Below are 22821 nucleotides of genomic sequence, written 5' to 3'. Positions count from 1 at the left end.
TGAAGAAGGGGGAGGCCTCGCGGCCTCCCCCTTTTTGCGTTATAGACACGTTGTGCTTTGGGACCTAGCTCCCTCTTATGCGCTCTTACTGTTTGGCTGTATTTTGAGCCCTTCTAGTGTATTTGAGCGATAATTACTCGCATTGGCGTTAGGGAGGGCTTGATGTTTACCGTATTTGTCTTGGGCAATATTGCTTCGGGTAAGTCGACTGCCTGCCGCTATTTCGAATCTCGTGGCGCTATGCTTATCGATCTGGATGAGCTTGCAAAATCGCTGTATGTGCCGGGCTCTGATATCGTCAATGCTCTCGCGGATGAATTCGGTTGGGACATTTTGGATGAGGAAGGCGCCATTCGCCGCAGCATCCTCGCTTCTCGAGCTTTCGCTTCTCCTGATTCGGTCGCACGGCTCAATGGTATCGTGCATCCCGTTCTCATTGAACAGCTTTCGCTTAGGATTCTCGATCCGGTTTGTTGTACGGTTTCGTCTCCCCGTTATCCCTTTGCGGTAGTCGAGGTTTCTGCTCCGACTGGTTTTGAGGATGCATTTGGCTTGGCTGATGAAATTCTGGTCATCAGCGCTCCTTTGTCAGTTCGTCGCGAGCGTGCTATACAACGTGGCATGGAGCCATCTGATTTCGATGCCCGTTCTGCTTGCCAGCCCGATGAGTCTGCGCTGTGCAATCTTGCTACAACGGTTATTGATAATGCGGCAGGCGATAACTCGCTCTTTGAACAACTGGATGCATGGCTTGCGCGCCATGGGTTCGTGGATGTTGTGGATAAGGAGGAGGCCGATGCCTAAGACACGTTTCCTTACTTGGTATCGCCTTATACCGCTGGCTGCCGTTTTTGTCTTTGGCCTTATCTCATTCGTTTACTCGTATGCTCCTGCTGCTTTCTTTAAACCGCTGTATCCGATTGACTACGAGGCGTATGTAAAGCAATCCAGCATTTCGCATAATTTGGATCCGTATTTGGTGTGCGCTGTCATTAAGTCTGAATCGAATTGGGATCCCGAGGCCGAGTCGAATCAAGGTGCTCAGGGATTGATGCAGCTGATGCCCGAGACTGCCCAGGATATGATCGCCAAGGGCCTTGTCGACGGTGGCGAGTTTTCGGTCGACAACCTTAACGATCCGGCAGCGAATATCGAGTTTGGCTGTGCGTATCTTTCGTATCTTCTAGCGTATTTTAACGGGTCGACTGACAGTGCCATTGCCGCCTATAACGCCGGCATGGGCAATGTCGACGGATGGGCGCAGCAGAGTACGTCGCTTCATAATGCAATTACCTTTCCCGAGACGCAGGCGTATCTGATTCGTGTCAATAATGCCTGGGTTCGCTACAAGACCCTCTATCCCGATCGGTTCGTATAGGACTATGCCTGCCGCCTGCGTATACTGCAGATATATGAGTTAGGAGTATCCATGGCGGAATTTGAAGTAGAACGCGTTGGTGGTGAACTTAAGCGCTTTGGCGTTGAAGGCTCTGACGTGCCGTTTAAGGTCGTGTCTCCCTATGACCCTGCAGGCTCTCAGCCTAAAGCCATTGAGTCGCTTGTGCAGGGTGTGAGGGACGGAGACCGCTATCAGGTTTTGCTGGGCGTGACTGGTTCGGGCAAGACCTTCACGATGGCAAAGACTATTGAGGCCCTGGGAAAGCCGACGCTGGTCATGGCTCCGAATAAAACGCTCGCCGCTCAGCTTGCGAGCGAGCTCAAAGAGTTCTTTCCCAACAACGCTGTGGTCTACTTCGTCTCGTACTATGACTACTATCAGCCCGAGGCGTATGTGCCGCAAAGCGATACATATATCGAGAAAGACTCCTCGATTAACGAAGAGGTCGAGATGCTGCGACATCAGGCGACCGCATCGCTGCTCTCTCGACGAGATGTGATCGTCGTCGCATCGGTCTCGTGTATCTATGGCATTGGCTCTCCTGAGGACTATGCGGGCCTAGCCCCGAACGTCGACAAGAAGGTGCCGCTCGAGCGCGATGACTTTATCCATGCACTTATCGACATTCAATATGATCGCAATGACTATGACCTTGCACGCGGCACGTTCCGCGTGCGCGGCGATGTTGTCGACGTGTATCCGCCTTATGCCGAGCATCCGTTGCGGTTTGAGTTCTTTGGTGACGAGGTCGAACTGATTGCCGAGATCGATGAGGTCACCGGCGAAATGCTGCGTGAGTACGAAGCAATTCCTGTGTGGCCGGCCTCGCACTATGTGACCGAGAAGCCGAAGGTCAAGGCGGCTCTGAAATCGATCAGCGAAGAGTGCGAGAAGCGCGTGGCGGAGCTCAAGGCGACCGACAAGTTGCTCGAGGCGCAGCGTCTGCAGCAGCGCACCGATTATGATCTTGAGATGCTCGAGACGATGGGCTTTTGCAACGGCATCGAGAACTACTCACGTCATCTGGACGGTCGCAAGCCGGGTGAGCCGCCGTTTACCCTGATCGATTACTTTCCTAAGGACATGCTCTGCATCATCGATGAGAGCCATGTGACGGTGCCGCAGATTCGCGGCATGCACGAAGGTGACCGCTCGCGTAAGGTGACGCTGGTGGAGCATGGTTTTCGCCTGCCCTCGGCGCTCGATAACCGCCCGCTTCGTTTCGATGAGTTTGAGGCAAGGATCCCCCAGTTTATCTATGTTTCGGCCACGCCGGGTGACTATGAGCTGCGGGTGAGCCAGAACGACGTTGAGCAGATTATTCGTCCGACCGGTCTGCTCGACCCCAAGATCGATGTGCGTCCGGTTCGTGGGCAGATTGACGATCTTGAGGACGAGATTCGCGAGCGCGTTGCCCGCAAAGAGCGCGTGCTGGTGACCACGCTCACCAAGCGCATGGCCGAGGACCTGACCGACCACCTGCTTGATGCCGGCATTAAGGTCAACTACATGCACTCCGATACAGCGACGATGGACCGTGTCGAGATCCTGCGAACGCTGCGCGAGGGAAAGATTGATGTTCTCGTTGGCATCAACCTGCTCCGCGAGGGTCTAGACCTTCCCGAGGTCTCGCTGGTGGCAATTCTCGACGCTGACAAGGAAGGCTTCTTGCGCAACCGCCGTTCGTTGATTCAGACGATTGGCCGCGCGGCCCGTAACGCCGACGGCGAGGTCATCATGTATGCCGACGTTGTGACCGATTCGATGAAAGAAGCCATCGAGGAGACGCAGCGCCGTCGCGAGATTCAGATGGCATATAACGAAGAGCATGGCATTGTGCCCAAGACGGTCCGCAAGGCCATTAACGACATTTCGAGCTTTATTGCCGAGGCCGAAAAGACTGTGGGCTCGAAGGGACGCTCGAGAGGCGATTCACTGGGTCACGGTGCGTTCTATACACCCGACGAAAACGGCGAGGGCGCCGCGCCGGAGACGTCGGCACCCGAGCAGACGCTTGCCGAGCAGCTGGAAGGGCTACCGCACGACGAGCTCGTGCGGATCGTCGAGACCATGGAGGAAGACATGCGTAACGCCTCCGCCGCCATGGACTTTGAGGAGGCGGCGCGCCTGCGCGATGCCGTCGTTCAGATTCGGGCGATGCTCGAGGGTGCGTCTGAGGGCGAGACGATCGAGCGCTTACGTTCGCAGGCCCGCAAGGGTTCCACGTTCGCATCGGGCAGAAAACGCCAGGGTGCACGGTTTAAGAAATAGCGAACAGGCCCCGAGTTCCCTGTGGAGCTCGGGGCCTGTATCCTTTGCGCGCTGGAATTCGTGCGCTAGAGGTCAGCGATCAGGGCTTCGGCACAACGGATGCCGTCGGTGGCCGCGCTCATGATGCCGCCGGCATATCCAGCTCCTTCACCACAAGGGTAGAGGCCCGGGGTCGACACGGCATGGCACGCTCGGTCTCGGGTGACGGTAACCGGTGAGCTCGAACGAGTCTCCACACCGGTAAGAACGGCATCGGGGCGGTCGTAGCCTCGTAGCTTTTTTCCGAGTAGGGGAAGTCCCAGGCGGAGCGACTCGACGATATGCTGCGGGAGGGCATCGTCGATCGCCGTCCAGGTCACGCCAAGTGGATAGGTTGGTTTTACCTTTCCGGGTGCCGTGCTGGCGCGTCCTGCGAGGAAATCTCCGACGAGCTGTGCCGGTGCGTTCCAGTTGGATCCGCCCAGGCGATAGGCAGCCGCCTCGCAGGCACGCTGGAGCTCGATGCCGGCGAGCGGGTCATCGTTGGGAAGGTCCTCAGGCGTGACGTTAACGAGCAGAGCGGCATTTGCGTTGCGTCCGTCGCGGGCATTGAGACTGGCCCCGTTGACGCACAGATGGCACGGTTCCGAAGAGGCGGCAACAACCTGTCCGCCGGGGCACATGCAAAACGAGAACACGCTGCGGCCGTTGGGAAGATGGGCAACAAGTTTGTAAGGGGCCGCCCCGAGCGCTGGATGTCCCGCCGAGGCTCCATATTGGGCTCGGTCGATGTCGCGCTGCGGATGCTCGATGCGAACGCCCATGGCAAAGGTCTTTTGTGCGAGGGTCACGTTGTGGTCCTTAAGGAGCTCAAAAATATCGCGAGCAGAATGCCCGCAGGCGAGGATGAGGTGCTTTGTCTCGATTGGCTCGCAAGCGGCGTCTTGGGACGATTGGACATCAATACCGGTGATGGCGCCAGACACGTCGATGCGAATGTCGACGAGCCTCGTTCGATAACGGACGACACCTCCGAGCTGCTCGATGCGCTGGGATATAGCGGTGACAACCTTGGGAAGGATGTCGGAGCCAATGTGCGGCTTGGCATCCCACAGAATATCGCGGGGTGCACCCGCTTCGACGAAGGTTTCGAGGATAAGGCGATGGGCGGGATTTTTGGTTCCCGTATTGAGCTTGCCGTCCGAGAAGGTTCCCGCGCCGCCCAGGCCAAACTGGATATTGCTCTCGGGGTCGAGGATGCGCTCCTTTAGAAAGAGGTCGATCGCCTGCGAGCGGCGAAATGCCGGGTCGCCGCGCTCGATGAGCAAGGGCTTAAGACCTGCTTCGGCGAGCGTAAGCGCAGCGAAAAGGCCGGCACATCCGGCGCCGACAACGACGGGGCGTTCTTTGGGTGCGCCGGAAACGGGGGAGGGGAATGAAGGCCCATCGTCTTCTATCGCGCGTACGCGCGAGCGGTCGCGCTCGGCAACGTTGCCGACCGCTTCTCGCTCGAGGTGGGGACTAGTCAGCTCAACACGAAAGCTCAGGATAAAATGGACGTCTCGTTTTTTGCGAGCGTCGATTGACTTGCGGTGGAGCTCGATGGACTTGATCTCGGAGTCCTTGCAACGTAGGACGCGCTTGGCGACTCGCTTGCCAACAATGAGGCAGGCATTTTCATCGCCGGCTTCATCGAGCGACGCGTTGACTTGGGTGATTTCGATCATCGAGGTCTCCTTAGAGGCAAGAAAGAGGCCGTCCGGTATCCCAGACGGCCCGAATGCGTTTTTGATTATAGACTGCGTGGCTACAGGCTGCTTGCAGCGCGAATGCCCGAGAGCCAGGCCCACGCAAGGTTAAAGCCTCCACAATCGGCGTCGATGTCGAGCGCTTCGCCGCAGACGTAAAGCGGGGCGTCGACAACGCTGCGCGCGCGTAAACTGGGTGTTGAGATGCTCTCGACAGATACGCCACCACGCGTGACCTGCGCAGAGCGCTCCTCGGCTGTTCCCTCGACGAGCAACTTAAAGTGCTTGAGGATCGAGACCAGGTGGATGACATCATTGGAGCCTGGATGGCATTGCTCGAACGCTGTGCAGACGACGCGGGAGAGTTGCGGGGCGAGCATGCCGTCGAGCCAACGGGGATTGCGGGGCGAAAAGCTATCGAGCAGCTCAACGCGCCGGTTGAGCGTATCGAGCAATTCGTCTTTGGAGAGGTCGGGGAAAACGTCGAGCAGGATCGTATCGCCGCGCTGGATACGACGGGAGAGGTTGAAGACAGCGACGCCCGAGATGCCGAAGGCTCGAAACAGGACTTCACCGTCTTCGTGCCAGAGCTCATTATGATTGCGGGCGAGCGTCAAGCGGGCGCGGACGCGCAGGCCATCCAACGTCTTGAGTGCCGTCCGATCGCCGACGACCGTTGCCGATACGGGGCAGAGGATGGGGCGCAGCGAAGTGAGGGGGAGGCGAAACGTATCGGCGATACCGGTGGGGTTGCCGCCCGTGGCGATAATTACGGCATGTGCCTGCAGGGCCTCGTTCTTGCGAGGGACATCGGCGAGCGCTTTCCGAAGCGAGCGGAGCTCCGATTTTCGGTCGTCGTGCTTTTTTGCCTTGAGCACCCGCGCTGGACGGTCTATTTGGAGTGCCCAGCCTTCGGAAGCTTTGTGCGCCGAGGCAACGTTGGCTCCGCAGATTAAGGTGATACCTAGGCGGTCGCAAACGTTGAGAAGCGCGTCGCGCACCGATTCTGCGCGAAGGGAGCGCGGGTACAGCCGGCCTTCCTCGGAGGTTGTCATGATACCCAGCGAGGAGAAGAAACCCATAAGCTCTTGTTCGGGCTGGGGGCCCATGACGGATTCGACGAATGCGGGGTGGTTATACCGCTGAGGATCAATCGATTCGTTGGAGAGGTTGCAGCGGCCGTTACCGGTCGCAAGGAGCTTAAGGCCACAGGCGACATCGCGCTCAACGATGCAGACGCTTTTGCCAGCGCGTGCGGCCGTAATGGCAGCGGCGAGGCCTGAAGCCCCGCCGCCGATTACCAGGACGTCATAGAAGGCGCTCGCGTTCACTTAGGCCTCGTCGGTCTCGTGCGGGGTAATGGCCTCGACGGCAGAGACTGCCTTGGGCAACATGTCATCGGGCAGCGCGGTCTCGACCTCGCCCTTATCGCAGGCCTCGGCGAGTGCCGGATTAATGGGAAGCTGGCCCAAGATGTCGAGGTTATAGCGATCTGCGACCTCGGGGAGCTTGCTCTTGCCAAAGACCTCAATCTTCTTGCCGCAGTCGGGGCACTCAATATAGCTCATGTTCTCGACAATGCCCAGAATGGGGACGTTCATCTTCTCGGCCATGTTGACCGCCTTGGCGACGATCATCGAGACCAGATCCTGCGGGCTCGTGACGATGACGATGCCGTCGACGGGCAGCGACTGGAAGACGGTGAGCGCGACGTCGCCTGTTCCCGGAGGCATGTCGACCAGCAGGTAGTCGATGGGGCCCCACGAGGTCTCGCTCCAGAACTGCCTAATGGCGCCTGCGATGACCGGACCGCGCCAAAGGACGGGGTCGGTCTCGTTTTGGAGCAGCAGGTTGGAGCTCATGACCTTGACGCCGTGCTCGGAGATTTCGGGCAGCATAAGGTTGCCAAGGGCATGGACGTGGCGTCCGCTCATACCGAACATCTTGGGGATGGAGGGACCGGTGATGTCGGCATCGAGGACGCCGACCTTGTGGCCGTGACGGGCAAGCTCGGTGGCGATGGCACCGGTGACAAACGACTTGCCGACACCGCCCTTGCCGGAAAGCACGGCGATGACGCGTTTGACCTCGGACAGCGTGTTCTCCTCAAATTGCGACGGCGACGTTTGTCCGCCGGCGGCCTGTGCGTGCTCGCAACCCATGTATGACTCCTTTGTATATGTTGGGGCCGGGGCCCCGTGATGTGACACGAGCGTCATTGTACCCTCGTTTGCGAGCGGGAGTCATTTGCGATGCGCGGCGGGCGATCGATGGCATTCGAAAGCATGGGTCGGGTATGCGACGTGCGCGTGTCAGATAAAGCAAAAGGTCTGAGAATCTTGTATTACGAACATCTGTGCGCGTTGAGTGCGCTAAACTCATCGACGGTGTGATTTGAAGTTATAGGAGGCAAGGAGCTTCCATGTCTGATTCCTCTATCGTTATTCGCGGTGCGCGTGAGCACAACTTGCGCGATATCGATGTATCCATTCCGCGCGACCAGCTCGTGGTCATTACCGGCCTTTCCGGCTCGGGCAAGAGCTCGCTGGCGTTTGACACAATCTATGCCGAGGGCCAGCGCCGTTATGTTGAGAGCCTATCGAGCTATGCTCGCCAGTTCTTGGGCCAGATGGACAAGCCCGACCTGGATTCGATTGACGGTCTGTCGCCTGCCGTGTCGATTGACCAAAAGACGACATCCAAGAATCCTCGATCGACGGTGGGTACCGTAACCGAGATTTATGACTACCTGCGACTGCTGTTTGCTCGCGTCGGTACGCCGCACTGCCCCGAGTGCGGTCGCATAATCGAGCGCCAGACGACCGATCAGGTTGCCGATAAAGTCCTGGCTGCGGGGGAGGGCCGCCGTGCGTTCGTGCTGGCACCGGTGGTACGCGGTCGCAAGGGCGAGTATGCCAAGCTGTTCGAGGATCTTCGCGCTGAGGGCTTTAGCCGCGTGCGCGTCGACGGCGAGGTTCGCTCGCTCGACGATCCGATCGATCTGGACAAGAAGTTTAAGCACGATATCGAGGTCGTGGTCGATCGTATCGTGATCCGCGAGAACTCTCTGGGCCGTATCGCCGAGTCTGTTGAGCAGGCGACCGCGCTGGCTCACGGCAATGTAAACGTGTACATGCTGCCCGATCGTGATGCTCCCGAGGGGACCGAGGGCGAGCTGCTGGAGTATTCGTTGGCCTTGGCGTGCCCGGAGCATGGACACTCCATTGACGATCTTCAGCCGCGTGATTTTTCGTTCAACGCGCCCTATGGCGCGTGCCCCGAGTGCGATGGCCTGGGCTTTAAGAAGACGGTCGATGCCGAAGCGCTAATCGAAGACCCCTCGAAGTCGATCGCCGACGGGGTCTTTGGCAGCCTGTTTGGCAACTCTAACTACTATCCGCAGATTTTCGCTGCGGTCTGCAAACACTTTAAGGTGAGCGTCGGTACGCCGTGGGAGGATCTGCCTCCGCGGGTGCGTCGCGCGTTTTTAGACGGCATGGGCGACCAGAAGATTTCGGTCGACTATCAAAAGCTCGATGGGCGTCGCAGCCAGTGGGACACCAAGTTCTCGGGCGTGCGCAATATCCTGTACGAGCGCTATAACGAGACGACGAATGAGAACACCAGGGCGCGCTTGGAGAAGTACATTCGCGAGGAGCCGTGCTCGAGTTGCCATGGTGCTCGTCTGCGCCCCGAGATGCTCGCCGTTACCGTAGGCGGTAAGTCCATTTACGAGGTCTGCTGCCTGTCGTGCCGCGAGTCGCTCGAGTTTTTTGAGGGCCTGGAGCTTACCGAGCGCCAACAATTTATCGGCGGGCGCATTGTTAAGGAAATCCTGGAGCGCCTGCGCTTTCTGGTCGATGTCGGACTCGACTATCTGACCCTCGACCGTGCCTCGGCGACGCTTTCCGGAGGCGAGGCCCAGCGCATTCGCCTGGCAACGCAGATCGGCGCCGGTCTCATGGGTGTCCTGTACATTTTGGACGAGCCATCGATCGGCCTTCATCAGCGCGATAACGAGCGCCTGATCAAGACACTTGAGCGCCTGCGCGATATCGGCAACACCGTCATCGTCGTCGAGCATGACGAGGATACGATTCGTGCTGCCGACTATGTGATCGACATGGGCCCCGGCGCGGGCGTGAACGGCGGACACGTGGTCGCCGCGGGAACGCCTGCCGATATCATGGCGTGCCCCGATTCGATGACGGGTGCCTACCTGACTGGCAAGCGAATGATTCGGGTTCCCGACAAGCGCCGCAAGCCCGGTCGCGGCTGCCTTAAGATCACGGGCGCCCGTGCCAACAACCTCAAAAACGTTACCGCCAAGATTGAGTTCGGTACGCTTACGGTCGTTACCGGCGTGTCGGGATCGGGCAAGAGCTCCCTGGTTACCGACACCATCGCGCCTGCCCTTACGAATGCCATTCATCGCTCGACGCGTCCCGTGGGCCCGTACAAAAAGCTCGAGGGTATCGAGTGCATCGATAAGGTGATCGACATTGACCAGTCGCCGATCGGCCGCACACCGCGTTCCAATCCCGCTACGTACATTGGCCTGTGGGATGATCTGCGCGCGCTGTTTGCGAGCACACCGGAGTCGAAGGCGCGCGGCTACTCGCCCGGACGTTTCTCCTTTAACGTGAGCGGCGGCCGCTGCGAAGCATGCAAGGGCGACGGACAAATCAAGATCGAGATGCACTTCCTTCCCGATATCTATGTCCCCTGCGAGGTCTGCGGCGGCAAGCGCTATAATCGCGAGACGCTTGAGGTCACCTACCGTGGTAAGACCATCTCTGACGTGCTCGACATGAGCGTCACCGAGGCGCTGGCTTTCTTTGGCAATATTCCTCAGATTAAGCGTAAGCTCCAGACTCTGTATGATGTGGGCTTGGGTTATGTGAGCTTGGGCCAGCCGGCAACGACGCTTTCGGGTGGCGAGGCACAGCGCGTAAAGCTCGCCAAGGAACTCCACCGCCGTCAGACGGGTAAGACGTTCTACATTCTGGATGAGCCGACGACCGGTCTCCATTTTGAGGATGTCCGCCAGCTGCTCGACGTGCTGCAGCGCCTGGTCGATGCGGGCAACACGGTTCTGGTGATCGAGCACAATCTCGATGTCATCAAGGTTGCCGACCGTCTGATCGATATGGGCCCCGAGGGCGGCAATGGCGGCGGAACTGTCGTGGTCTCGGGTACGCCAGAGCAGGTCGCGGCATGTTCACAGAGTTACACGGGCAAGTTCTTGGCCCCGCTGCTCGAGCGCGACCGCGAGCGTCAAGCACAACTCGACGCCCAGTAAAGAGACGCCGTCATGCGAGAAGCGCCACCGATTCCTTTCGATTCGGTGGCGCTTCTGTGTGTCGAGATGACGTATGCGGCTACATTGGACATATACTTAGGCGTTACGTTCGAATGCGAGGGAAGGGACATGCCATGGCAAAGGCTGCAAAGACGCCGAAAACCAATGCGATGCGCGAGCTGGAAAACGCCGGTATCTCCTATATTCTCCATACGTATGAAGACGATGGCGATGAGTCGGCGGGTTTAGGCGTTGCAATTTCGGAACAACTTGGCGAGGAGCCTGGCCAGGGTTTTAAGACCTTGGTTTGCGTGGCGCCGTCCAATGAACACGTTGTGTGCTGTATTCCCGTTGCCGACGAGCTTGACCTAAAGGCCGCCGCGCGCGCCGCTGGCGAAAAGTCGCTGACCATGATGCATGTTAAGGACTTGCTTGCCGCGACGGGGTATGTCCGGGGCGGCTGCAGTCCAGTCGGCATGAAAAAACGCTTTCGGACGCTGATCGATGAGACATGCGTCCTTTGGGATACCATTTTTATCTCAGGCGGTAAGCGTGGCTATCAGCTTGAGCTTGCCCCCGACGACTTAGTTGCATTTTGCGGGGCGACGGTTGCCCCGATCACGAGAGAGGACTGAACGATGCCGCAGGAAGAATCGAAGCGCGGGGCTCACTTTGCAAAGCGTTCGGCTTCTCAGACGCCCGCGCCTGAGGCTTCTTCGTCGCGAGATGACACTGACGACATGGGCTCGTCGGACTACTCCACGGTTGGTCGTTCCGCCGGGCTTATGACCATCCTGACCATCGTGTCTCGCGTCACCGGTTTTATCCGCACGTGGGCAATGGCGGCAGCTATCGGCATGTCGCTACTCTCGTCCTCCTATCAGGTCGCCAACAACCTGCCCAATATGCTCTACGAACTTGTGATGGGCGGCATGCTCGTGACGGCTTTTTTGCCCGTGTACATGGGCGTGAGGCGTGAGCAGGGTCGCGAGGCCTCGAACGAGTACGTGGGCAACCTGCTTGGTATTCTGCTTTTGGTGCTGGGTGGCATTTCGTTGCTGGGGACTGTGTTCGCCCCGGGCTTTATCTGGACGCAATCGTTCCTTTCGGGTGACGGCGGCAGCATGGATACCGCTGCGTTCATGTTCCGTTTCTTTGCCATCCAGATTCTGTTTTATGGTTTGGGCTCGGTGTTCTCGGGCGTTCTCAACGCACACCGCGACTACTTCTGGTCGACGTTTGCCCCGGTCCTCAACAATGTGATCGTCATTGCGAGCTTTATGGGTTTTGCGCCCGTGTCCGCACAGCTTGGCGAACGTGCCGGCATCATCTTGATTGCGGCCGGTACGACCCTCGGTGTCTTTGTTCAGATGGCATGTCAGATCCCCGCGCTTGGTAAGCACGGCGTGCATCCCCATATCCATATCGACTTTAAGGACCCCGCACTGCGCCAGACGATTGCGCTCGGTATCCCGACGCTGCTCGCCACAGTGTGCATGTTTGTCTCGACTTCTATCACCAACGCTGCCGCGCTGGTGGTCCAGCCCGAGACTGGTCCTTCCGTCATCGCCTATGCGCGTCTGTGGTACACGCTGCCCTACGCGCTGATTGCCGCCTCGCTTTCGACGGCGCTCTATACCGAGCTTTCTCACGACGCACAGGAGAAGGATTACGACAGCGTTCGCACGGGCATTTCGCGTGGCGTCGCCCAGATGCTGTTCTTCCTGATTCCGTTCACGCTGTACCTGATTGTCTTCGCGCGTCCGCTCAACATGATTTACTGTGCCGGCAAGTTTGATGAGTCCGGCGTGGCGCTGGTGTCCGAGTTCCTTGTCTACCTGGCGTTCTCGCTGCCGCTCTACGGCGTGGTCGTATTGATGCAGAAGAGCTTCTCTGCCTTGCTCGACATGAAGCCCTATAGCCGCTATTGCCTGTATTCCGCCATCGGCCAGGCCGGCTCGGTTCTGCTGTTTGGCGTTGTGCTGGGCTTCGGTATGCCGGCAATCGCGCTTTCGTATGTCGTTGACTACGTGATCTTGGTCGGTTGTTCGCTGTGGTGGCTGCGTCGTCGTCTGCGTGGCCTTCAGGTCAAATCTATCCTGCATGGCGGTTTCTTTGGCCTTTTGCTCGGTGGCCTGGGTGCTGCCGCAGGCGCCGGCGTCATGTGGGCGCTTGAGCACTTTGTCGGGGCACTTGGCGGCTCGATTCTGATTACTCTTGGCTACGTTTGCGTTGCGGGTGTCGTCTCGCTTGCTGTTACCTTTGGCCTTGCCGTCGTTCTTAAGATGCCCGAGGTCTCGGCGCTGCTTCGTCGCAAGTAGGTGCGCATGGTCGGTCACGACAACATTCCAACGCTTGCCGAGCAGGTTTCGCGCGTTCCCACGCAGCCCGGCTGCTACCTTTGGAAAGACGCCAAGGGCGATGTCATCTACGTGGGCAAGGCGAAAAACCTACGCGCCCGCATGCGTCAATACGTGACACTGCAGGATGAGCGTCAAAAGATCCCGCTGATGATGCAGCTGGTGGCGAGCTTTGACTATATCGTGGTGGAGACCGAGCATGAGGCGTTGGTGCTCGAGCGCAATTTGATTGGTCAGTACCATCCGTACTTTAACGTCGACCTCAAGGATGACAAGAGCTACCCCTTTATCGCCATTACAAAGGGCGACCTGTATCCCGCTATCAAATACACGCGTGAGCGTCATAAGCCGGGAACGCGCTATTTTGGACCCTATACCGATAGCCGTGCGGCACGTGAGACGATAGATACGCTGCGCAAGGTTATTCCCATTTGCTCCGCATCCTGTGCGGAGTGGCGTCGTTGCCGCCGTATCGTCGAGTCCCACAAGGGCGAGGAAGACATCGTCAATATGATTTGCGCGCAAAACGGGCGCCCCTGCTTTGACTACCATGTCGGGCGCGGACCGGGTGCGTGTGTCGGTGCGATTTCCCCGGCAGACTATGCCAAGAACGTCAAGCGTGTCGAGCGCTTTTTGTCGGGCCATCGCAAGGATGTCGTCGATGAGCTGACCTCCGAGATGACGGATGCCGCCGAGGCGCTCGACTTTGAGCGCGCGGCACGCGTCAAACGTCGTTTGGAGGTCATCAGGGGTCTGGACGATCGTCAGCAAGTCGTTTTTCCCTCCAGTGTCGATATCGATGTCATCGGTTTCTATCGCGAAGAGACCATCTCCGCCGCTTGCGTCTTCGTCGTTCGCGAGGGCCGAACAGTTCGCACCTGCGAGTTCATTCTCGACAAGGGTCTTGATGTTGACGAGGAAGAGCTCCAGTCGGGCTTTCTTAAACGCTATTACGATGAGACGGCTGATATTCCAGCTGAGGTCAACCTCTCCGTCGAGCTTGAGGATGCGGAGGCGCTGGGGGAGTGGCTTGCAGGCAAGCGCGAGCGTTCCTGCCATCTCCATAGGCCGCAGCGTGGCGAAAAGCACCGTTTGCTCGCTATGGCATCCAAAAATGCGCGCCATGCCCTCATGCGCTACATGATGCGAACGGGGTACGCTGACGACCGCACCAATCAAGCGCTCCTGGAGCTCGAAAGCGCGCTGGCGCTGCCGGCGCCGCCGATGCGTATCGAGTGCTTCGATATCTCGACGCTGCACGGAACCTTTACCGTCGCCTCGATGGTAGTGTTTACCAACGGGCGCGCTGACAAGAGCCAGTACCGTCGTTTTAAAATTCAGGCCGAATTGGACGAGGCAAACGACTTCGTGTCGATGTCCGAGGTTTTGGGACGACGCTACGCTCCCGAACGCATGGCCGATGAGCGCTTTGGCTCGCGGCCCGATCTGCTTGTTGTCGACGGCGGCAAACCGCAATTGACGGCTGCGATCAAACAACTTGAGGCCCTGGGGCTCGATATACCAGTTTGCGGCTTGGCAAAGGCCGATGAGGAGGTTTTCGTGCCTTGGGACGAGACGCCCGTCGTGCTGCCGACCGGGTCTGCTTCGCTCTATCTAATCAAACAGGTTCGCGATGAATCGCACCGTTTTGCAATTACATTCCATCGCGAGCTGCGCGATAAGGCCATGACGGTTTCGATACTCGATGACGTTCCAGGGGTGGGACCCACCAGAAAACGTGCCATTATGCGTCATTTTGGCTCGATGAAGCGTTTGCGCGCGGCGAGCGAGCAAGAGATCGCGGAAGTTCGAGGCATTCCTGCCGATGTCGCCAAAGCGGTTCACGAGACGCTCGTTGCGTGGGATGCCGAGCGTTCCGGGGCGGCGGCAAAGCAATCCGAAAACTAAACACGAGCCTAAACAGCTGATATACATGATTGCGCGATTTTCAACCATTTATTTCGCCATGATTGCCTGCTGGTTTCGGGTTTTATTAACGGTAAAACGTTTGACTAACCCAAGTGAAAACCCTGATATCCTGCGGGTTGACGAAGACTGATATCTCACCTCGTCGATACATACTGTCTGGCGAATCATTTGTCAATGAATTCGGTGAACGGTAGTAAATACCGTTCAAGCGGATGTATGTATCGGTCGCCGAGCGCGGCACCTCAGTTGGGTTCGTCGGTAGGTAAGGTATATATCGTCCGCAAGTTGCGCGGGGGCAAGTCTAGGTGCTCCCGAGTAAGATTCTCTATTGATAGGAGAAGAGATGGCCATCATCAACAAGGGTATGTCCAGGCGTTCGTTCCTCGGCCTCACCGGCAGCGTCGCTGCTGTCGCCGGCCTTGGTCTCACTGGCTGCGGTGGCAGCTCTAGCGACGAGGGTTCCGCTTCCGGCTCCACCGATTCCGCCAACCGTGGCGGCGGCGTGATCACCGCTGGTTCCGCTTACGCTCCGTCCAGCTTCGATCCCGCCACCACCGGTTCCGCTGTTGGCCTGGGTGCCAACTGGCATGTCATCGAGGGCCTCTACGGCATCGATTACCACGACTACAGCACTTTCAACGAGCTCGCTACTGACGATCCCAAGTCTGTGGATGACACCACCTTCGAGGTCACCATCCGTAAGGGCGCCAAGTTCTCCGATGGTACTGAGGTCACCGCTGACGACGTTGTGGCTTCCTACAACGCTTGCGCCGCTTCCGCTACCTATGCTCCGTTCTTCCAGCCTTTCGAGTCCATCGAGGCCAAGGACGCCAGCACCGTGACGGTCAAGACCAAGGTCCCCAACTTCTCCCTGCTCAAGGATCGTCTGGCCATCATCCGCGTTACCCCGGCCACCCAGGCCGAGGAGGATCGCGCCAAGCAGCCGATCGGCTCCGGCCCCTGGATGTACGATGCCATCTCCGACACCGAGATCACCCTGGTTCCCAACCCCGAGTACAACGGTGAGTATGCTGCCGAGGACGAGAAGATCCAGTACAGCATCCTGACCGACCCCACCGCTCGCGTCACTGCTCAGCAGGAAGGCTCCACGCTCGTCATGGAGCTCGTTACCGCTGACGCCGTCGATCAGCTCGAGAGCGCTGGCTGCAAGATTGACAACGTTCAGGGCTTCGGTACCCGCTTCATCATGTTCAACGTCGCCAAGGCGCCTTGGAACGACGTCAAGGTCCGTCAGGCCGTTATGTATGCGCTCGACACCGAGAAGATGATCAGCAACACCTTCGCCGGCCTTGCTACCGCCGCCAGCTGCTACCTGCCCAAGAGCTTTACCAACTATCATGAGGCCTCCACGGTGTACAAGACCGACGCCAAGAAGGCTAAGAAGCTCATCGAGGAGTCCGGCATCACCCCGGGCGCCATCACCCTGCGCACCACCGATAACGAGCAGATCAAGGGCATGGCTGCCCAGGTCAAGAACGACCTTGACGCTCTCGGCTTCGATGTGACCATCCAGACCGATACCTCGCCGGCCACCTACGCTGCCATCGACGGCGGCGAGGCTTACGATATCCTCCTTGCCCCTGGCGATCCTTCCTGCTTCGGCGCTGACCCCGACCTGCTGCTCAACTGGTGGTTTGGCGACAACGTCTGGATGCAGACCCGTTGCCCGTGGAAGGAGTCCGCTGAGTGGGAGAAGCTCCACGGACTCATGGACGAGGCTCTTGCCGCCGAGGGCGACGAGCAGCAGAAGAAGTGGAACGAGTGCTTCGACATCATCGCCGACAACGCCGTTCTGTACCCCGTTGTCCACGTCAAGACCGTCTCCGCTTCTTGGGACGATCCGTCCACCGCGCCCAACGGCGAGGCCCTCGATGGTTTCAAGGGCATCGGCACGACGAGCATGTCCTTTAAGGGCGTCGCGACCGTCAAGGCGTAAGACTCGCTTGAGTCTATATGCAGGATACCGGTCGTTGAGACCGTATCCTCATAGTTGAAACAAAGACCCGGGCGGCAACGATGTCGCTCGGGTCTTGTAATGAGTATCCGTACTCATATACCAGTTGGTCCTACCGACAAAAGAAAGGGGAGAGAACGTGAACAACTTTCTACGTTTGATTGGAAGGCGTCTTGTCGCGCTGCCGATCATGGCATTGGGCGTCACCGTCCTGGTGTTCTTCCTTATGTCGTTCTCCAAGACCGACCCCGCCTACACGGCGTTGGGTGACGGTGCCTCGCCCGAGGCGGTTGCCGAGTACCATGAGAAGTATGGTCTGGACGACCCCTGGCCCGTGCGTTATGTGCGCTATATGGGCGACTTGATCCACGGCGACATGGGCACCTACGGCGCTGCTCGTAACTCTGTTGCCAAGCGCATCTCCACGGCCCTGCCCGTCACGATGCAGCTGACCTTTATCGGTCTTGCCATCGGCGCGGTCGTTTCGTTTTTGCTCGGCGTCATCGCGGCGCTGTATCGCGATAAATGGCCGGACCAAGTGATCCGCGTCTTTTCCATTGCCGGCTTGGCAACCCCGTCGTTCTGGCTTGCCGTTCTGTTGATTTTGCTGTTCTCTTCCTACCTTAAGGTGCTCCCGGCATCGGGCGCCCTGCCTCACTTCACCACGAATCCGGCTGGTTATCTGGGACGCATGATCATGCCCGCCATCGCCTTGGCATTTCCGCTGACGGGCCAGATGACTCGTATCGTGCGTACCGCCATGGTCGAGGAGCTCGATAAGGACTATGTCCGTATGGCTCGCGGTGCCGGCGTTCCCGAAAAGGTCGTCGTCGGTATCAACGTTCTTCGCAATGCGCTGATTACCCCGGTCACCACCCTCGGCCTTAAGATCGGCTACCTCATGGGCGGTGCCGTCGTCATTGAGGTTATCTTCAACCTCCCGGGCATGGGTACCGCGATTCTGCAGGGCGTTCAGGGCAACGAGGCGAACTTGGTTCAGGGCGTCGTCATCGTCGTTGCTCTTGCCTTCATCATCATCAACATCGTGGTTGACATGCTCTACCTGCTCATCAACCCGCGCATCAGGACGGTGTAGATTATGGTAAAGATTCGAGAGAAGCAAACCGAGCAGCTCGAGAAGGCTGCTTCCAAGGGGCTCAAGCTCGGTGGCTGGAAGAAGATGGCGCTATCTTCTAAGATTGCCGCCGTCGTGCTGGTGCTGGTCGCCCTGACTGCGATCCTGGCACCCCTGCTTGCCCCCTATAGCCCGGTCGATATTTTCACCGCGCGCCAGGCGCCTGGTGGCGGCTTTATCTTCGGTACCGACGACAAGGGCCGCGACATCCTTTCGCGTATGCTCTACGGCGGCCGTTACTCGCTGATCATCGGCTTTGGTGCTACCGCCATGGCTTTGGTCTGCGGCTCTGTTGTCGGCGCTCTTGCGGCGGTTTCGCGCAAGTCTGTCTCTGAGGCGATCATGCGTATCCTGGACATCATCATGTCTATCCCGGGTATCGCCCTCGCAGCCGTCTTCGTTTCCATCTTGGGCAATTCCGTGCCGTCGATCATCTTTGCGATCGGCTTTATGTACACCCCGCAGATCGCCCGTATCGTGCGCGCCAACATCGTGTCCGAGTACGGCGAGGACTATGTCCGCGCGGTCATCGTGTCCGGCGCCAAGGCTCCGTGGATTCTGATCAAGCATGTTCTGCGCAACTGCATCGCCCCGATCATGGTCTTTACCGTCACCCTGGTCGCAGACGCCATCATCTTCGAGGCTTCGCTGACCTTCATCGGCGCTGGCATCCAGGAGCCCACCGCTACGTGGGGCAACATTCTTGCCGACGCCCGCGGTGGCGTGCTCGCCGGCCGTTGGTGGCAGGCGCTGTTCCCGGGCCTGGCCATTATGATCACCTGCCTGGCGCTCAACATCCTGTCCGAGGGCATTACCGACGCTATGGCCGCCGCTCCCTCCGCTGCCCTGGATCCGACCGATTCTTCCAAGCGCCGCGAGGCCGACCTGCTGGTCTCCGACCCTGTTCGTGCCTACAAGGAGCAGGCTCAGTCCCTCTCCGCTCGCCTTGGCGCCCTGCGCGATGTCGAGCTCAAGCGTAACGACCGCCACGTGCCCGATGAGTCTGTCGAGCCGATCCTTTCGGTCCGCGATTTCTGCATCCAGTTTGAGCACCACGGTGATATCAACGTCGTCGACCATGTCAACTTTGATGTTCGCCCCGGTCAGACCATGGGTCTGGTGGGCGAGTCCGGTTGCGGTAAGTCCATCACCACGCTGGCCATCATGGGCCTGACCGATGAGGACGAGCACCTTTCCGGCGAGGTCCTCTGGGAAGGCCGTGACCTGCTCAAGATGAGCAAGAAGGAGTGGTTCGGCCTGCGCGGTACCGATATCGCCATGGTTTATCAGGACGCTCTGTCCTCGCTCAACCCCTCGATGCTCATCTCCGCTCAGATGAAGCAGCTCACCAAGCGCGGCGGCACCCGCAGCGCCGAGGAGCTCCTGGAGCTCGTTGGACTCGATCCCAAGCGTACGCTCGAGAGCTATCCGCACGAGCTTTCCGGCGGCCAGCGTCAGCGCGTCCTGATCGCTATGGCCCTTACCCGCGACCCCAAGCTGGTTATCTGCGACGAGCCCACGACCGCTCTGGACGTTACCGTCCAGAAGCAGGTCATCAAGCTGCTCAACGATCTTCAGGCCAAGCTCGGCTTTGCCATGATCTTCGTCTCGCATGACTTGGCTCTGGTCGCCGAGGTTGCCCATAACATCACGGTTATGTACGCCGGTCAGGTTATCGAGCAGGCGCCCACCAAGGAGCTGCTCACCAACCCGATTCACGAGTACACCCGCGGTCTTCTGGGCTCCGTTCTGTCCATCGAGAGCGGTTCGGGCCGCCTGCACCAGGTGCCCGGCGCCGTTCCGAGCCCGCGCGATTTCCCCAAGGGCGATCGCTTCGCGCCCCGCTCGAGCCATCCGCGCATTGGCCTGGACACCCGTCCGGTCTTCAAGCGCGTGCCTGGCACCGAGCACTTCTATTCCGAGCTCCCCGACGAGGTGCTCAAGGCAAATGGTTTGACCCCTCACGCGGAGGTGATGTAGATGAGCGAGACCGCAGTCAACGGCGTCGAGCCGATCATCTTCCTTGATGATGTTCACGTCACCTTTAGGACCCGTACCGGCTCGATTCTGCACCCCAACCTGGTTCACGCCGTCCAGGGTGTAACGATTAAGCTCATGCCCGGACAGACCATCGGCATCGTCGGCGAGTCCGGTTGCGGCAAGTCCACCACCGCCAACGTCATGTGCGGCCTGCAGGCCCCCACGAGCGGCAAGGTCTACTTTAAGGGCAAGGACGTTACCAAGCGTACCGCCGAGGACCGTCGCCACATGGGTCGCGTCATCTCGGTCGTGTTCCAAAACCCGGCCACGGCGCTCAACCCCCGCATGGTCGTTCGCGAGCAGTTGCTCGACCCCATGCGCGTCCACAACCTGGGCACCGAGGCAGAGCAGGAGAAGCGCGTCAAGGAGCTCCTGGAGCTCACCGGTCTGCCCAGCTCCGCCGCCGAGGTTCTTCCCGGCCAGCTTTCGGGTGGTCAGCGCCAGCGCGTGGCAATTGCCCGTGCCCTGTCGCTGAACCCCGACGCTATCATCGCCGACGAGCCCACCTCGGCTCTGGACGTTTCGGTCCGCGCGCAGATTCTCAACCTGCTGACCGACCTTAAGAAGGAGCTCGGCCTGGCCATGGTGTTCATTAGCCATGACATCCAGACGGTCCGCTATATTTCCGACGACATCATCGTCATGAATGGTGGCAAGATCGTCGAGCAGGGCGAGGCCAAGCAGGTCTTCCAGCACCCCCAGGACCCCTACACCAAGATGCTGCTCGGCGCTGCGCCGTCGCTGCTGCACCCCAAGCTCGGCGAGTAAGTTCGCTTTCCCTCCCGTGCGCCCGGTTCCCTTGCCGGGCGCACCTCCGTTGCGATTTCGAAAGGTTGGGTTCACGAGCCATGCCAAGTGCTCAGGAGCTACGGCAGCAATTTGGTGAATATCGAGGCGCCATGCCCCGTCCATCAGATTTCGATTTCTTTTGGAAAGATCGCATGGCCGAGGCCGACGCCGTTGGGCTTGACTATGCGATTGAGGCGGCATCGGTCGCCGAAGCTGTGACTTGCCAGCTTTTCGACCTCTGGTTTACCGGTATGTGCGGCGCCCGCCTGCATGCCAAGTACCTTAAGCCCGTCTCGGACGAGCCCGTGCCATTGGTGCTTCAGTTCCATGGGTATCCGGGTGCAAGCCGCAGCTGGTTTGAACAGGCGTCGTTTGCTGGTATGGGCATGGCGCTGATCGCTCTCGATTGTCCTGGCCAAGGAGGTCCCTCCGAGGACATTGGTGGATTTGAGGGCACAACGGTCGCGGGCCATATCGTCGCCGGTATCGACGGCGACCCGGCCAACCTCTACTATGTCCGCTTGCATCAGGACATCCGCATCCTATGCCGTATCGTTCGCGAGCTCGAGGGCATCGATTTTGCCCGCGTATTTGTGAATGGCGCATCGCAGGGCGGCGGCTTGGGTATTGCGACCTGCGCGCTTAACAGCGAGCTTATCAATCGCGCCGCCATCCTCTATCCCTTCCTGTCGGATTTCCGCCTGGTCTGGGATTTGGATGCCGATGATATTGCCTACGAGGGCCTTCGCTATTGGTCGCGCTGGTTTGATGAGGACTCGATTCGTATTGATGAAGCCTATGCAAAGCTTGCGTACTTCGACTCCAAGAACTTCGCTCCCATGGTCAAATGCCCTGTGCTGTTTGGCACGGGAACTGCCGATATCGTTTGCCCGCCGGCAACGCAGTTTGCGGTCTACAACAACCTGACCTGCGAGAAACGCCATGAGTTCTTTGAGGGCTTTGGCCACGAGGAGATTCAGGACTTTGACGATCTGATCATTCCGTTTTTCTGCAAGGGAGGGGAGGCTCATGTCTAAGTGCGAAAGCAATGTCGATGAGCTGATTGTCCCCGAGCTTACGGGGATTCCCGGGACGGTTTCGTCAAAGCTCTCCGATTTCCGGGATTGGCGCGGCGATACTTCGGTGGATATTTCCGATTTGTGTACAGCCGTATCGAATCCTGAGGTTTGCGGGTTGACCGTTACGGCGATTGATTTTGCCAATCCGTGCGCGCGCTACTCCGAGGTCTCCTTTGAGGTCGGCGGGGATGTCGTACACGGCCGCCTGATTGAGCCCGCTGGTCGCGCCCGGACATCCGAGCTTGTGCCGCTGTGCCTGATGTTCCATGACATTGACCGGCCCGTGCGTGGATGGCATCACATGACGAGGTTTGCCGCCATGGGATATGCCGTGCTTGCGCTGGACGATGATGTGATTGGGTGCAGCGATCTGCAGCAGGGGATCACCTCGCCTGCTTTTGTCAAACGCATCCGTTGGGGCTGCGCGTTGTCGAAGGTCGCACGCAATCTTGACAGCGTGGATCCCGACCGCATGTTTGCATGGGGCGAGGGTCTTGGCGGAGGAGTCGCGCTGGCGGTTTGTGCTCTGGACGAGCGGGGCCTTGCCTGCGCGGCAGTTGCCAATCCGCTTCCCGGCGGCCTCGAGGCACTGTCGTCTCGGGTGCGCGGATCGGTACTCATGGGCACATCGCTCATGGATGCCGTGAGTGCTCCCAAGGGCCAGTTTGCCGTATTCAACGGTCTTGAGTGTGACCGGAGGCATATCATCTATGCCAAATACGCTCATGAGCGCATCAATGCGTTCGAAAACGAAGTCGTCGACTTCTTTAACCAAACGTTCTACCCGTGTTCTTTGGCCTAGGCGGCCTGGACAC

At 58.9% G+C, this 22821-nt stretch carries 16 protein-coding genes; 13 read left to right on the top strand and 3 right to left on the bottom strand.

Annotated elements, in window-relative coordinates:
• Window positions 1-162 precede the first annotated feature (162 nt).
• Genes coaE through uvrB form a run of 3 tightly spaced genes read left to right on the top strand, consistent with a single transcriptional unit; the run spans window position 163 to window position 3670 of the window.
• Window positions 163-804, top strand: a complete 642-nt coding sequence (gene coaE, locus DXB98_RS08765) for a dephospho-CoA kinase (RefSeq protein WP_117743847.1) — start codon at window positions 163-165, stop codon at window positions 802-804.
• Window positions 797-1378, top strand: a complete 582-nt coding sequence (locus tag DXB98_RS08760; protein ID WP_117743846.1) for a lytic transglycosylase domain-containing protein — start codon at window positions 797-799, stop codon at window positions 1376-1378. The genes coaE and DXB98_RS08760 overlap by 8 nt, the downstream gene beginning before the upstream one ends.
• A gap of 51 nt (window positions 1379-1429) precedes the next feature.
• Window positions 1430-3670 (top strand): excinuclease ABC subunit UvrB, encoded by a 2241-nt coding sequence (uvrB, locus tag DXB98_RS08755; protein WP_117743845.1) that lies wholly within the window; start codon window positions 1430-1432, stop codon window positions 3668-3670.
• Between the two features lie 65 nt (window positions 3671-3735).
• On the opposite strand, the gene DXB98_RS08750 is transcribed toward uvrB, so the two are convergent.
• From DXB98_RS08750 to DXB98_RS08740, 3 genes are all read right to left on the bottom strand, one after another.
• On the bottom strand, window positions 3736-5376 hold the full coding sequence (locus DXB98_RS08750; RefSeq protein ID WP_117743844.1) for an NAD(P)/FAD-dependent oxidoreductase: 1641 nt from the start codon (window positions 5374-5376) through the stop codon (window positions 3736-3738).
• Window positions 5377-5456: 80 nt separating this feature from the next.
• Window positions 5457-6728: an NAD(P)/FAD-dependent oxidoreductase gene (locus tag DXB98_RS08745; RefSeq protein ID WP_117743843.1), complete on the bottom strand. Its 1272-nt coding sequence runs from the start codon at window positions 6726-6728 to the stop codon at window positions 5457-5459.
• Window positions 6729-7559 carry an Mrp/NBP35 family ATP-binding protein gene (locus tag DXB98_RS08740; RefSeq protein WP_117743842.1) on the bottom strand — a complete coding sequence of 277 codons (831 nt, stop codon included), beginning with the start codon at window positions 7557-7559 and terminating at the stop codon, window positions 6729-6731.
• A 260-nt stretch (window positions 7560-7819) separates the two neighbouring features.
• Between DXB98_RS08740 and uvrA the strand changes: the two genes are divergently transcribed.
• From uvrA to DXB98_RS08690, 10 genes are all read left to right on the top strand, one after another.
• Complete coding sequence (gene uvrA, locus DXB98_RS08735; protein ID WP_117743841.1) at window positions 7820-10699, top strand: excinuclease ABC subunit UvrA; 2880 nt, start codon at window positions 7820-7822, stop codon at window positions 10697-10699.
• Between the two features lie 134 nt (window positions 10700-10833).
• Entirely contained in the window at window positions 10834-11334 is a 501-nt protein-coding gene (gene ybaK / locus DXB98_RS08730; protein WP_117735354.1) for a Cys-tRNA(Pro) deacylase, read from the top strand.
• Between the two features lie 3 nt (window positions 11335-11337).
• Entirely contained in the window at window positions 11338-13020 is a 1683-nt protein-coding gene (gene murJ, locus DXB98_RS08725) for a murein biosynthesis integral membrane protein MurJ (protein WP_233505143.1), read from the top strand.
• Between the two features lie 6 nt (window positions 13021-13026).
• Window positions 13027-14967: an excinuclease ABC subunit UvrC gene (gene uvrC / locus DXB98_RS08720; protein WP_117735353.1), complete on the top strand. Its 1941-nt coding sequence runs from the start codon at window positions 13027-13029 to the stop codon at window positions 14965-14967.
• A gap of 364 nt (window positions 14968-15331) precedes the next feature.
• On the top strand, window positions 15332-16945 hold the full coding sequence (locus DXB98_RS08715) for an ABC transporter substrate-binding protein (protein ID WP_117735352.1): 1614 nt from the start codon (window positions 15332-15334) through the stop codon (window positions 16943-16945).
• Between the two features lie 157 nt (window positions 16946-17102).
• Window positions 17103-18059 (top strand): ABC transporter permease, encoded by a 957-nt coding sequence (locus DXB98_RS08710; protein ID WP_022094871.1) that lies wholly within the window; start codon window positions 17103-17105, stop codon window positions 18057-18059.
• A 3-nt stretch (window positions 18060-18062) separates the two neighbouring features.
• Complete coding sequence (locus tag DXB98_RS08705; protein ID WP_117735351.1) at window positions 18063-20078, top strand: dipeptide/oligopeptide/nickel ABC transporter permease/ATP-binding protein; 2016 nt, start codon at window positions 18063-18065, stop codon at window positions 20076-20078.
• On the top strand, window positions 20079-20906 hold the full coding sequence (locus tag DXB98_RS08700) for an ABC transporter ATP-binding protein (RefSeq protein WP_006236159.1): 828 nt from the start codon (window positions 20079-20081) through the stop codon (window positions 20904-20906).
• 80 nt (window positions 20907-20986) lie between these two features.
• On the top strand, window positions 20987-21964 hold the full coding sequence (locus DXB98_RS08695; protein WP_117743840.1) for an acetylxylan esterase: 978 nt from the start codon (window positions 20987-20989) through the stop codon (window positions 21962-21964).
• Window positions 21957-22808 carry an acetylxylan esterase gene (locus tag DXB98_RS08690; protein ID WP_117743839.1) on the top strand — a complete coding sequence of 284 codons (852 nt, stop codon included), beginning with the start codon at window positions 21957-21959 and terminating at the stop codon, window positions 22806-22808. The genes DXB98_RS08695 and DXB98_RS08690 overlap by 8 nt, the downstream gene beginning before the upstream one ends.
• The last annotated feature ends 13 nt before the right edge of the window (window positions 22809-22821 follow it).

The sequence above is a fragment of the Collinsella sp. OM07-12 genome (genome assembly GCF_003438275.1).
Lineage (GTDB): Bacteria > Actinomycetota > Coriobacteriia > Coriobacteriales > Coriobacteriaceae > Collinsella.
The sequence above is the reverse complement of the archived record's forward strand: the minus strand, read 5'-3'. Positions and strand labels throughout refer to the sequence as shown.

What these genes read in the sequence shown, in the direction of transcription:
- coaE (WP_117743847.1), top strand. Translation starts at nt 163, where the DNA reads ATGTTTACCGTATTTGTCTTGGGCAATATTGCTTCGGGTAAGTCGACT.
- DXB98_RS08760 (WP_117743846.1), top strand. Translation starts at nt 797, where the DNA reads ATGCCTAAGACACGTTTCCTTACTTGGTATCGCCTTATACCGCTGGCT.
- uvrB (WP_117743845.1), top strand. Translation starts at nt 1,430, where the DNA reads ATGGCGGAATTTGAAGTAGAACGCGTTGGTGGTGAACTTAAGCGCTTT.
- DXB98_RS08750 (WP_117743844.1), bottom strand. Translation starts at nt 5,376, where the DNA reads ATGATCGAAATCACCCAAGTCAACGCGTCGCTCGATGAAGCCGGCGAT.
- DXB98_RS08740 (WP_117743842.1), bottom strand. Translation starts at nt 7,559, where the DNA reads ATGGGTTGCGAGCACGCACAGGCCGCCGGCGGACAAACGTCGCCGTCG.
- uvrA (WP_117743841.1), top strand. Translation starts at nt 7,820, where the DNA reads ATGTCTGATTCCTCTATCGTTATTCGCGGTGCGCGTGAGCACAACTTG.
- ybaK (WP_117735354.1), top strand. Translation starts at nt 10,834, where the DNA reads ATGGCAAAGGCTGCAAAGACGCCGAAAACCAATGCGATGCGCGAGCTG.
- murJ (WP_233505143.1), top strand. Translation starts at nt 11,338, where the DNA reads ATGCCGCAGGAAGAATCGAAGCGCGGGGCTCACTTTGCAAAGCGTTCG.
- uvrC (WP_117735353.1), top strand. Translation starts at nt 13,027, where the DNA reads ATGGTCGGTCACGACAACATTCCAACGCTTGCCGAGCAGGTTTCGCGC.
- DXB98_RS08715 (WP_117735352.1), top strand. Translation starts at nt 15,332, where the DNA reads ATGGCCATCATCAACAAGGGTATGTCCAGGCGTTCGTTCCTCGGCCTC.
- DXB98_RS08705 (WP_117735351.1), top strand. Translation starts at nt 18,063, where the DNA reads ATGGTAAAGATTCGAGAGAAGCAAACCGAGCAGCTCGAGAAGGCTGCT.
- DXB98_RS08700 (WP_006236159.1), top strand. Translation starts at nt 20,079, where the DNA reads ATGAGCGAGACCGCAGTCAACGGCGTCGAGCCGATCATCTTCCTTGAT.
- DXB98_RS08695 (WP_117743840.1), top strand. Translation starts at nt 20,987, where the DNA reads ATGCCAAGTGCTCAGGAGCTACGGCAGCAATTTGGTGAATATCGAGGC.
- DXB98_RS08690 (WP_117743839.1), top strand. Translation starts at nt 21,957, where the DNA reads ATGTCTAAGTGCGAAAGCAATGTCGATGAGCTGATTGTCCCCGAGCTT.